Source organism: Chrysosporum bergii ANA360D (assembly GCF_029891735.1).
Classification (GTDB): Bacteria; Cyanobacteriota; Cyanobacteriia; order Cyanobacteriales; family Nostocaceae; genus Umezakia; species Umezakia bergii.
In genome coordinates this window covers 26,337-38,966 of the sequence record NZ_JANQDH010000037.1, presented here as the reverse complement: position 1 = coordinate 38,966, position 12,630 = coordinate 26,337, and the positions used below count along the sequence as shown (strand labels likewise).

Genomic DNA, 12,630 nt, shown 5'->3' with positions numbered 1-12,630 from the left:
AGTTACACTTTAAACCAGAGAACATTATCACTCAACCAACACCTACAAAGTTTAGAACAGGGAAATTGTATGAGCTTTTGGAAATATGAAAAAACGAGAGTCTACCAAGTTCTAGGGTGAAAATTGGGTTGATTTAAAATTACCAAGTTATCGCCAGACTGAGCCAAGACAAATAAACCCTGACTATAAGCATAATCCCTCACTTCATCTGGTACTACCATAGCCGCTACTGCTGCCATCGCCCGCACATCTTGATATCGAGGCACAAGACGCTTAAACTTATCTAGCCGCTCTAAATGTTTATCTACATCCGGTTGAGTTAATTTACTTTTAACTTCTATTAAGACTGCTTCTGTATCATTAATGACTAATAAGTCAATTTCCAAACCTTCGCCGTTGCGTTTAACAGATACACCTGCTTGGATTTCATGAACATCAATACCTCGCTGTTGAAATAACTGTACAGCAGCAGGGCGCACTTGCCATTCCACAAACTCCCCTAGACGATTACCTAATTTACCTATGTCTTGACTAACTCGCTGAATTTGCCGGTCTGTTTTCTGGGATTGCTCTTTAAGGATGCGATCGGTTTCTTGGGACTGTTCTTTAAGAAGGCGATCGGTTTCTTGGAAACGGCGATCGGTTTCTTGGGATTGCTCTTTAAGGATGCGATCGGTTTCTTGGGATTGCTCTTTAAGGATGCGATCGGTTTCTTGGAAACGGCGCTCTGTTTCTTTTTGAGCAGCAATCAACTCACCTAACAAGCGCCAAACATCATCGGGAGTGTAGGTCATGGGGGATAAAGTGGTTTAATTTTTTTTCAACCTAAATTTATTATATATTGCTATTTATTTAAGTATATACCATTAGACACATATGAGTCAAATATGCTACCTTAAACCAGAATGTGATAAACCCTCGGCTCCTGAAAATAGCAGGTTTTGCCCTAGTTGGGGCACTACTCAGGCGTCAGGACTTGTAAACTGTCAAATCTAAAGGTTAGAGAAAATTATTAAGATTTATCAACAAGTAATTATTCAGGCAATATAGAAGAAATGGGTTGTTGTTTTACGCTGTCCCTAACCTACCTGGTGTTTTGATGGTTTTTGTATGAGTTCTAATTCGGTATTGTGTACAGCCATAGCTGATTGTATTGCTAGTAGCCCGCAAAGGCGAATTACTTTCGCTGAATATATGGATATGGCTTTATATCACCCTGAATACGGTTACTATTGTACTCATGCTGGGAAAATTGGATTTCAGGGGAGTGATTTTTTTACTTCTCCCCATCTTTGTTCTGACTTTGGGGAGTTACTGGCGGAACAGTTTTTGCAGATGTGGGAAGTTTTAGCTTGTCCTGTACCTTTTGCTGTGGTGGAAATGGGGGCGGGTCAAGGACTACTGGCTACACAGATCCTCAATTATTGTCAGCTACACTATCCAGATTTTTGGGCGGCACTAGAGTATATAATTGTGGAAAAATCGCCTGTTTTGCAGGAAGAACAGCAGCAACGGCTGGCAAACTTTTCTGTGCGTTGGTGCAATTTAACAGATATCCCCACAAACTCTATTACTGGCTGCTTTTTTTCTAATGAATTGGTGGATGCTTTGCCAGTACATCAGTTTATATTAGAGGGTGGTGAGATGCGGGAAATTTATGTGACAACGGGGAAAGATCAGTCTCAACCTTTCTTTGTGGAGGTGAATGGTGAACCTTCTACCCCGGAACTGCAACAATATTTGGATTTAGTGAAAATTGATTTGGCTGGTGGTGGTTATGAAGATGGCTATCGTAGTGAAATTAATTTAGCTGCTGGTGGTTGGTTGGGTATTGTGGCTGATCGCCTGCATCGCGGATATCTGTTAACAATTGATTATGGCTATCCTGCCCACCGTTATTACAACCCCAGGCGATGGCAAGGGACGTTACAATGTTACTACAACCATAGCCACCACAATAACCCTTATATCAATGTTGGTAGGCAGGATATTACGACCCATGTTAATTTTACTGCTTTGGAAAGATGGGGCGATCGCTTTGGTTTGGAGAAAATAGGCTTCATCCAGCAAGGTTTATTTTTAATGGCTTTGGGTTTAGGCGATCGCATTGCTGCTATTTCTCAGCAACAAACCCGGTTATCTCAACTGTTGCAACTGCGGGAAGCTTTACACCAGTTAATAGACCCAACAAAGTTAGGTGGGTTTGGAGTTTTAATTCAAAGTAAGGGACTCCAGCCCCAAGAAACAGGTCAACAGCTGAAGGGACTAACGGTGCCCAACTAAAATAGAGAAAACTTAAAAGAAAAGTTAAAAATCTCTATAAAAATCCTAACTTACCTTGATATAGATTAGCATGGCATTGAGCAAATAATTACTTTGACTACTGTACAACTTCGGTAACCCAAAAAGTATCAACTATGACGGCTCATGAACTCTTGTTATTGGTAACACTACTTACACCAGGTATCTTACTTTCGGTGATAATTATGGTGACTTTTGCGGCAGGTGGCTGATATTTACTCAATTATTGCTGAACAGTTATGACTGAACAGTGATGACTGTTCAACAAGGGCACGATTAAATAATGGAAACGCGATATCTACGACTAGCTACGCCTAAGCTGTACCAAAGGAAAGTAAAAAATGAAGGTGGCATTTCTGGGAACTGGACTAATGGGATTACCGATGGCCCAACGGTTGTTGGCAGCTAATATAGAGCTAGTAGCCTATAACCGCACCCCAGAAAAATTAGCCCCACTACAGGCTGCTGGTGCGGAAGTTGTTAAACATCCCCGTCAAGCAATTCGTGCTGCTGACTGCATTATTCTTATGTTGACTAATGCCGCAGCCATTTATCATGTGTTGCTGTCGGATACTTCTTGGCGCACTCTAGAGGGGCGGACTGTGATTCAGATGGGGACTATTACTCCCACGGAAAGCCAAGAAATTAGAGATGCTGTGATTGGTGGCGGCGGGGAGTATATAGAAGCTCCAGTATTAGGTAGTATTCCAGAGGCAAAAACTGGTCAGCTGATTGTAATGGTAGGTGCTGAACCAGAACAATATCAACGCCACTTAAAGTTACTGCAAAATTTTGGTGCTGAACCTGTGCTGGTGGGGCCAGTAGGTTCGGCCGCAGGACTGAAGTTGGCACTTAATCAACTTATTGCTTCTCTAACAACTAGCTTTGCTCTTAGTCTGGCTTTTGTTGAACGTCAAGGTATCGACATAGATTTATTTATGCAAATCCTGCGTCAAAGTTCGCTTTATGCGCCTACCTTTGACAAGAAGCTACAACGGATGTTGGATGGCAATTATACTAATCCTAATTTCCCCACTAAACATTTGCTCAAAGATACAGATTTATTTATATCAGAGGCAAAATCACTGGGTTTGGATCTCGGTAGCATTGAAGCTGTACGGCAAATTGTGCAAACGGCTGTGAAAATGTCATTTGCTCATGATGACTATTCCTCAGTATTTTCTGCTATTAATCAGTGGGGAGAAGCTAGTGGGGAATAAGTAATTGATGATTAGTCGATGACCAACACAATGGGATAAGAAGCTCGTCTTTTTAGGACGGCTTTTTTTTGGTTCCTATAGCTTGCCATTGTTGATATACCAACATAAAATACAAATAGTCCGCATAGGGCATCGGCACGACTTTGATGGTTCTCTCTTTTTTGCTAACTTTGTTGACTTAAACTAAAACCACTGCGATCGCTCCTCCTAATGCAGAAAATACAGCAGAGACAAATGCTGTAGCGAATAACCACCAGGAAGCGGTGGCCGCGGCTTTGCGGGTTTCTTCTGCTTGTCGTTGTGCTTGATGCTTGATTTCTTCTAGGCGGCGTTGGGTTTCTTGTTGTAGTCGTTCAGTGCGTTGTAACACTGAGTTCCTAGCCCGCTCAACTTGGTCAATAATTCGGTTAGCATCTGCTTCTGATATGTCCTCACGGGAACTCAAAATAGCTACTAGGGTATCGCGGTCGAAGGCTGAGAGGCGAGCGCGTAAGGCTTCAAACCCTGCTTGTGGATCATCAAATAAGGTGCGAATATCCCGCTTGATGCCATCATAGTTAAGTTCGGGACGATCTAAGGAGTTAAGATAGTCACGGATAGCGGCAAAAATCCCTTCTATGACATCTTGAATTTGTCGTTGAATACCATGTACTTGTTCTGCAAATTGATCACGCAGTGAGATGATATTTTCAGCAATTCTGGCTGCTTCTTCATCGGTTATATCTTCCCGGATTTTCAGCAAAGCAATTATTGTAGAACGGTCAAAATGTCCCAGGCGATCGGCTAAAGTTTCCATTCCCACGCGGGGATCATGCAATAATAGTTGTAGATCCCGTTTGATGCCTTCAGGATTCAGTTCTTCTTTACCAGTTTGTCTTAAATACTCTCCTAAATAAGCTTGGAATGTGGTCATTCTTTGCTGTGTACGGGTGGCTAAACGGCGGGGGGCGCGGACAATATTGCTAATAGAAGTTTGTACAGCATCAATGATTTGATTAACTTGTTCTTCACTCAAATCTCGCCGTTGACTAAGTAACTTGACTATAGTATCTCGGTCTACCTGAGACAAGCGTCGGCGCAGTGCTATAACTCCCTGTGTCGGTTGTTGAAATAGTCTGTTTAGGTCTCTTTGAATACCTTCAGGATTTAATTCTTCTTTGCCAGTGTTGCGTAGGTAATCGGCGATGGTGGCGGTTACAGAGTCGTATTGTTCTTTTGCTCTTTCTGTTAAAGCTTGGGGTGTATGACGGATATTACGCCAGGATTCTTCCACACTATCAATAATTTGATTAACTTGTTGCTCGCTCAAGTCTCGCCGTTGACTAAGTAATTTTACCAAAGTATCCCGGTCAAAGCGAGCTAATCTAGCCCGCATGGCAATGATTCCCGATTGGGGGTCTTCTAGCAGCTTTTGCAAGTCGGCGCGAATAGCATCAGGGTTTAACTCAGCTTTTCCTGTATTTCGCAAATATGATTCTACATTCAACCATAAAGTTTCTGCTTGATGTTTGGCTTGTTCTGCTAGTCCTTTAGATTCTACCAAGACGCGATCGCGTTGCCGTTCTAATTCGTTGAGAATGGGGTTTATTTCTGCTGCTGAAATATCATTGCGTGCTAACAAGATTTCCCTCATTTCCTGACGGTCAAATTGTGATAATCGCAGGGACATAGTTTCATAATCAGCTTCTGGATCTTCTAATAATGGTTTAAAGTTCTGCTCAATTCCTTCTGGAGTCAATTCTGCTTTATTGGTAACAAGTAGATAGCTTTCTACTCGGCGTTGTAGGTCTTGGGCAATTTCTCTGGCTTCCGCATCGCTGACTAAAGTTAACACTTCTTGGCGCACCGCTTCTAACTGGTCAGCAATGCGCTGGATTTCTGCTTGGGTGAGTAGTCCCCGTTGTTGGAGGTTGTTGGCGAAGTCTTGGCGAGAAAGTTGCTCTAGTTCTCTTTTGACTATACCCGGGTCTGCGGCTGGGTCATAGATCACATCACGAAATTCTGCGGATATTGTCTCTGGACTGAATTGCCAAGCGTAGGTATTGAGTAGATAGTTTTCTACATCAGCCCGAATTGGGCTATAAGGTTCTGATGGTATGGGTAAGCCTAGTTTATCAGCTTGTGCAGTGGCTTTGTCTTTGGCGGTGATGAGCGATCGCCAAATTTTTTCGACATCAATATCAGATAAATCTACTCTTCCCAACACAATCCCAGTTAATGCGGTGATTACTTGCTGTGCGGTCTGTTGCATCAGACTGGGTTTTTCTGAAGTACGCATTTCTGCTATTAGGCGTTCTAATTTGCCGTTGATTTCATCTGTTTTGACTTGTCCTGGTGGAAGGGACTTGAAATAGTTAACCAACTCGGCTAAATTTTCTTGGACGGGTTGTTGCTGACTGACGACCTGCTGCCAAACCTTGTAGAGTGTATCACTTATGCCCTTAACATCTCGTGGGGAAAGGTCAGTACGACTACTGACTAAATCAATAAACTTTTGGCGATCAATTTTGCTAAGGTCTGGACTGGTGGCGATCGCTTGTAATTGTGGATCTTTGAGTAAGTTTTCAAAATCCCTGCGAATTTTGGATAAATCTAATTCTGGGGGGCGTAGCTGTTCTAAGTAATCTTCTATATTTTCCCGGATACGAGTGGGGTCAACTCCATGACCTAATTCCCGACGCACCGCAGAGGCTGCGGCTTCAGCTGTGGCTACGACCTGCTGATTAACAGCTTTAGCACCTAATGCAGCTGTAGCAGTTCCCATAATTGCCTGAAAACCCGATGTTGCGGAATTAACTACAGATCCAATTAAGGAACCCACGGTAGTGGAACTTACCCACACTAACAGCAAAAAATATGCACCCCAAATAACTAATCCCAGAATTGCTCCCAACCTAGGATCTAAAACCAGTAGACTTAACTTCACCGCTAGGAAGCAAGCAATTAATAAAGCCACGGTTACAGTCACTAATGTCCACAAACCCAGGGCTGTACCAACTTTGCGAATTGTACCGCCCAAACTTCCCAGTTCTCCCACACCTGCATGAGAGTCAGATGGACGACCTAAGTAGGAAATACCAGCTGCGACCGAGAGGTTAGTTAACACCAATTGAAAAGCAAAAGCTAGGATCACACCAGAAATTAAAGCAACAAAAAAACGTGGACCTGAATTGAGAACTGATGCTTGGGCTGGGGTAATACTAGTGGGAACTGCTGGAGTCTGTGCTACCCAGAACAGTGGCTTGTAGATTTCCAGGATGTTTTCTGTACATTGAAACATTATATTTCCTTCTGGTTAGTTGAGATTGAGAGAGAATAATATCTACATCTATTTGTCCTTGTATTGATGGCAATACCCAATTATTAATCACTTTTACAATCATAGAATTTCCTCATTTTATGTATCCCTCTAAAGTTGTAAAATTATCTCTAGCCGCAGATATAGGAATCCGGTTTGATTGCTGAAACTCCCAGAGGCAGAGAATAGAGAACAGGCAAAAGTAAAGTAAACTAAAAATAAAATACAATAAAATACAATACAATAAAATACAATAAAAATTATTCCTGTATAGCCCTGTTGAATTTTGAGTGTTGGAAAAGAAAATATGAAAATATATTTTAAATATATTTAGGAGTCATATTTGTTATTTCTTCTATATAAATATAGAAGAAAAGATTTTATCACCCCCTGAAGGTGGATTTGCCTTTATATAAAAATTGATGAGAATCGTCCATAAGAAGTGTGTGTAGTTTGTACCCACAGACGGAAAGCAATGTACTGATAAATAAGTTAATTTAAGTTAAGCAATAAATTTATAAGTAATTCGGGACAGAAAAAATGCAAAATCGAGAGACTCGTCCTTCCACAGATTTACCACCAGTTGCGCTGGAGTACAACGGCAGAGACCGGAATGCATTTCTGTTTGGCTGGACTCCTCAAGCGGAAATTTGGAACGGTCGCTTTGCAATGATCGGCTTTATTGCCTATTTACTATGGGATTTAGCTGGATATAGTGTCTTGCGGGACGTGCTACATCTGATTAGTTATTAACGAGAAAAAACTTAAGTATTAGTTGAATTTTGGAGAGGAAAAATGGAAACTAGAGAAACTCGTCCTTCCACAGATTTACCACCAGTGGCTAAGGCTTATAATGGTGTGGATCGTAATGCCTTTTTGTTTGGTTGGAACCCTCAAGCCGAATTATGGAACGGTAGGCTGGCAATGATTGGCTTTATTGCCTATTTACTATGGGATTTAGCTGGATATAGCGTCCTCCGGGACGTACTGCACATTATTAGTTATTAGTTGTGAACATCAGAAGAGGAGCTAAAAAAAATAATTATTACTTGCAAAACTGACAGTGATTAACTCCTCAATAATACAAAGTAAGAGGGCGGAACCGCAATTGGTAGCCGCCTTAGTATTTTTGTTATATTTTAGAGCCTCATCAATTAACTTGATAAATATGGGAATGGGGAAAACTTATCCCCTTGGCGAGAAATTACTTATTTAATCCTAAACTCTATTACCTTTGCGCCTTGAGGTGAAACAAAACGCCGACCTGCAAAAAATTACCATGGCTATGATTATGGTCCAAAAATTGCTATGCTACTAAAAGCCAAAAATCGCTATTTTGCCAACAATGTCCGCGCTTAGTATCAACACCAACATTAGAGCCTTCCCCTTGACTGCTGTAGTCGGTCAAGATGCAATTAAATTAGCCTTGCTGTTAGCAGCAGTCGATCCTGGTCTGGGAGGAGTGGCGATCGCAGGCCGTCGCGGTACGGCAAAATCAGTAATGGCTCGTGCTATTCACGCTTTACTACCCCCCATTGAAGTGGTGAAAGGGTCTATTAGTAACTGCGACCCCAACCGCCCGGAAGACTGGGATAATTATCTGTTAACAGAATATGCAGATCAGGAGACTCAACGGATCCCGACGGAAATTATCCCTGCACCGTTTGTGCAGATTCCTTTAGGAGTGACAGAAGATAGACTTTTGGGTTCTGTGGATGTGGAACAATCGGTTAAGCAAGGGGATACTATTTTTCAGCCTGGGTTACTGGCTACTGCTAACCGAGGTGTGCTGTATGTGGATGAACTTAATTTATTAGATGACCAAATATCAAATCAGCTATTGACAGTATTATCTGAGGGACGTAACCAAATAGAGCGGGAGGGAATCAGTTTTCAGCATCCCTGCAAATGTCTATTTATCGCCACCTACAACCCAGAAGAAGGATCATTGCGGGAGCATTTACTGGATAGAATTGCCATTACTCTTTCTGCTGATGGTGTACTGGGTTTAGATCAAAGGGTAACAGCAGTGGAGCAGGCCATGGCCTATGCTAAATCTCCCCAAGAGTTTCTTCAGCAACACGAAGAGGACTTGGACGGGCTGAAAACCCAAATTATTCTGGCGCGGGAATGGTTAAAGGAGGTAACCATCACGGAAGAGCAAATTACTTATTTGGTAAGTGAAGCTATTCGCGGTGGAGTCCAAGGACATCGGGCTGAATTATTCGCAGTGCGTGTTGCTAAAGCTGCTGCGGCTTTGGATGGAAGAGCAACAGTCAACGCTGAAGATTTACGCCGGGCGGTGGAATTTGTGATTGTACCACGCTCGACCATTGTACAAACCCCACCACCAGATCAACCGCCACCACCCCCACCACCCCCACCGCCACAGAATCAAGAGGAACAAGATCAAGAACATCAAGAAGACCAAGAAGACCAAGAACAGGAACAAGAAGAAAATCAAGAACAGGAAGCACCAGACATCCCAGAGGAATTTATTTTTGATCCAGAAGGTGTAATTCTGGATGACAGCGTGCTTTATTTCGCCCAAATGGCCAAGCGACAGGGTAAATCTGGTAGTCGCAGTGTGATCTTTTCTGAAGACCGGGGACGCTACATTAAACCCATGTTACCGAGAGGAAAAGTGCGGCGCATTGCTGTAGATGCAACTCTCAGGTCTGCTGCACCTTATCAAAAGGCCAGACGGGAAAGATACCCAGATAAAAAAGTGATTGTGGAACCAGGGGATATGCGTTCCAAACGCTTGGTACGTAAGGCGGGAGCATTGATAGTATTTGTTGTAGATGCTTCTGGTTCCATGGCTCTTAACCGGATGCAGTCGGCTAAAGGTGCTGTTATGCAACTGTTAACCGAAGCTTATCAAAACCGCGACCAAATAGCTTTGATTCCCTTCCGGGGAGAACAGGCGGAAGTATTACTACCCCCCACACGTTCCATTGCCTTGGCACGTAACCGCCTAGAAAGACTACCTTGTGGGGGTGGTTCGCCTCTGGCACATGGTTTAACTCAAGCAGTGCGTGTAGGAGTAAATGCCCAAATGAGCGGAGATGTGGGGCAAGTGGTAATTGTGGCTATCACTGATGGGCGGGGTAATATTCCCTTAGCCCGTTCGTTGGGTGAACAGTTAGAACCAGGAGAAAAACCAAATATCAAAGCAGAATTGTTAGAAATTGCGGGGAGAATTCGGGCTTTGGGAATGCAATTGTTGGTAATTGACACTGAGAGTAAATTTGTCTCTACTGGTTTTGCTAAAGAGTTATCCCAAAAGGCTGGCGGTAATTATTATCACTTGCCAAAAGCTAACGATAAAACTATTGCTGCCATGACTAAAGGTGCGATCGCTGATGTGAAATCTCGCTCAGGGCTTAAATAGAGGCTGTTTAGTTATGCTGTGAAATATGTTGATTTGAAGTAGAAAGACTCAGAGGAATCTACATTATGAGTCATTTACACAGTTTCTGCCCATTGCATTTGGGTAAGATTGACACTCCCCACCCATAAAGGCGGGGGATTCCAGCGTCACTGATGTTCCTTGCTTTTACTGGACTTGCGTCCAGGAGAATAAGTTTAATTATCTCTATCCCTCCTTGAGGCTGTTCAGGAGAGACATAGCTAGCCATGGTGTTGATATGGGGGCGGAAGTATTGAGTTATGGGGCATACTAATTCGTAATTATCAAAAAGAGGCTTTAAAATAATTTACTGAATAAGCTACCTAGCTTAAAACCTCACTTATCGGAGAGCGTTAGCTTAAGGGTAGTAGGTTGGTGTTAGCATAAGCTAGCTTTTTAAAGGAGAATGGCTGTCATTGGTCACTACCTCCCTAATATAGGGTAGTCAAGCAACTTGTATGTCAGATTGTTTTGTGTGTGTTTATGGGATTTTCCAGCCTGTCAAATGCCATCTGTACCTCAAAAAATTATTGTTCCAACAAAAAAACTAACAATTATGTCATCTACTGAACCCACTGCCAAGGAGTCAAATGGGGCTGCAACTAAACCTGAAACCCCATTGGAAACCCAAAATGTTAATGATGATGCTGAATTTCACGCAGAAGGTGAAGAGTCGGGACCAATATTTCAAGCTATTGGGGTAATAGTTGGGAATGTTAACTTAAATGCAGATGGTAAAAATACAGTTACCATAGGTAATTTTGAGTATCCTCTTTTCTACATTCCTCAAAAACGTAAAGTATTTGACGCTCTCACTAAAGAAATAGAAACTACTGGCAATCATACTTTTAGGCTAGTTGTGTATCCTAAAGCAATTCATTTTCCGAGTAAAGATCAACCCCATAGTATGACTTTTCAACTAGTTGGTTTTGACAGGGGGCGAGAAGAACAAACAGTTTCTGGGGAGTTAGAAGACAACGAGTTTAAATTCTCAGGGCTATGGCAATTTATTCCTGTTTGTCAAACTCCTTGTATTTCTGTTTTCCGCAATTTCACTCATGAAAGACTAGAATATATTAAGCAAGCCGAACCAGCTAGAAAGGTGAAGTTTATGAAGGCAAGTCATTTGCCTTTGTTTTGGAAGGACGCACCTGTCAGACCTTTTAGATTTAACCCCAAGGTGGATAAAGAAAACCAAGGACATCCGGTATTCGTGTCTCTCAAGGCAAAATTTTTGCCTGGGCGCAATGTCTTTGGTTTTGTGGCTCTATTGGCTCCGCCCCAAGACACTGCACCTAAATTTCTCAAAGCATCCAAAAAGGATAAAGCTACAGCCCTACAGGAGTCTAAAAAGAATAAAGCTACAAGTCCTCAACCATCGAAAAAGGACATTAAACAGCCCGGTAACAATCAGCTAAAACCCGTCCTCAAAAAAAATACCCCAAAGGCTGAGAAGGAGCAAGAACAATAGTATCAGCCCACAGGCTTGAGCCTGGGGCTGAAAATATTTATGATATGAAACCCAGATGTAAGTGCTTGGCTTTGGACATGGCGATCATAAATAGTTTTATGATTAGTCTTGACTAGGGGATGATTGATGGAATCGCATAAAAACTGCACCCATTAGTAATGGTAGTAATTGCCCCCAGTAGGCCAAATTAGGTGAGTTTACACCAGAGGGAGGAATATTTAGGCTGCCAATTCCATAAAATAGCTGTTGTATAAACCACCAAAATAGATAAAAATACGCCGGCACCTGAATGGGAATGTACACAACTACCAGAGGCACAATTGTATCAATCTTAACTTTAGGTAACTTGAATAGATAAGCTCCTAAAATTGCCGCGATCGCGCCATTGGCTCCAATCAGTGGTATGCTCAAACTCGGTTGTAAGATAATTTGTGCTATTCCTGTAATCACTCCTCCCATCAAATACAATCCCAAGAAAAGTTTATGTCCAATTATGTTTTCTAAGGTTTTACCAAAAACCCATAAAAATAATAGATTTCCCAAAATCTGACTAAAACTACCGTGGAAAAACATGGACAAAAATAGGGAAGCTGAACGCCAAAAAACAACTACCCAAGCGGCAGGATTAAAGTAAATGGCGTTACTTATTGCAGTAGTAATCTGGGCAGGAATCAACCCCCAATTATTGATTAAATCTCCTAATTCTCCACTAAACTCTAGTTTAAGTTGCCATAGAAATAAAGCAATGTTAATGCCAATTAGCCAATAAATAATAATTGGTTTATGGCGAAGGCGAATACTATCACTAATGGGAATCATATTGATTTGATATTTTCACTTTTAAATAAATTTTCTTCCTGATTTACCCCGATTAACCTTGTTTAAATTAATTTGTGGCAAGATTAAAATCAGGTAAAAATCCACTCAA

The 12,630-nt window shown here is 41.9% G+C and carries 9 protein-coding genes; 6 read left to right on the top strand and 3 right to left on the bottom strand.

The features are described from left to right. Positions 1 to 101 precede the first annotated feature (101 nt). The gene (locus NWP17_RS05570; protein ID WP_280653921.1) at positions 102 to 794 is read right to left on the bottom strand and encodes a hypothetical protein; all 693 of its coding nucleotides are present in this window, start codon (positions 792 to 794) and stop codon (positions 102 to 104) included. Positions 795 to 1,110: 316 nt separating this feature from the next. Between NWP17_RS05570 and NWP17_RS05565 the strand changes: the two genes are divergently transcribed. Beyond that, entirely contained in the window at positions 1,111 to 2,283 is a 1,173-nt protein-coding gene (locus NWP17_RS05565; protein ID WP_280653920.1) for a class I SAM-dependent methyltransferase, read from the top strand. A gap of 359 nt (positions 2,284 to 2,642) precedes the next feature. Then, positions 2,643 to 3,521, top strand: a complete 879-nt coding sequence (locus NWP17_RS05560) for an NAD(P)-dependent oxidoreductase (protein ID WP_280653919.1) — start codon at positions 2,643 to 2,645, stop codon at positions 3,519 to 3,521. A 178-nt stretch (positions 3,522 to 3,699) separates the two neighbouring features. Here the strand turns inward: NWP17_RS05560 and NWP17_RS05555 are convergent, their stop codons facing one another. Further along, positions 3,700 to 6,801 (bottom strand): MFS transporter, encoded by a 3,102-nt coding sequence (locus NWP17_RS05555; RefSeq protein ID WP_280653918.1) that lies wholly within the window; start codon positions 6,799 to 6,801, stop codon positions 3,700 to 3,702. Between the two features lie 558 nt (positions 6,802 to 7,359). Here NWP17_RS05555 and NWP17_RS05550 point away from each other — a divergent pair. The 4 genes from NWP17_RS05550 (at position 7,360) to NWP17_RS05535 (ending at position 11,702) form a co-directional block, all read left to right on the top strand. Beyond that, complete coding sequence (locus NWP17_RS05550; protein WP_280653917.1) at positions 7,360 to 7,572, top strand: chlorophyll a/b-binding protein; 213 nt, start codon at positions 7,360 to 7,362, stop codon at positions 7,570 to 7,572. 42 nt (positions 7,573 to 7,614) lie between these two features. After that, positions 7,615 to 7,827, top strand: coding sequence for a chlorophyll a/b-binding protein (locus NWP17_RS05545; protein WP_280653916.1), 213 nt, complete (start codon positions 7,615 to 7,617; stop codon positions 7,825 to 7,827). Between the two features lie 337 nt (positions 7,828 to 8,164). Then, complete coding sequence (gene bchD / locus NWP17_RS05540) at positions 8,165 to 10,213, top strand: magnesium chelatase ATPase subunit D (RefSeq protein WP_280653915.1); 2,049 nt, start codon at positions 8,165 to 8,167, stop codon at positions 10,211 to 10,213. Positions 10,214 to 10,787: 574 nt separating this feature from the next. After that, on the top strand, positions 10,788 to 11,702 hold the full coding sequence (locus tag NWP17_RS05535; RefSeq protein ID WP_425332650.1) for a hypothetical protein: 915 nt from the start codon (positions 10,788 to 10,790) through the stop codon (positions 11,700 to 11,702). A gap of 102 nt (positions 11,703 to 11,804) precedes the next feature. Here the strand turns inward: NWP17_RS05535 and NWP17_RS05530 are convergent, their stop codons facing one another. After that, complete coding sequence (locus tag NWP17_RS05530) at positions 11,805 to 12,521, bottom strand: rhomboid family intramembrane serine protease (RefSeq protein ID WP_280653913.1); 717 nt, start codon at positions 12,519 to 12,521, stop codon at positions 11,805 to 11,807. Between the last annotated feature and the right edge of the window lie 109 nt (positions 12,522 to 12,630).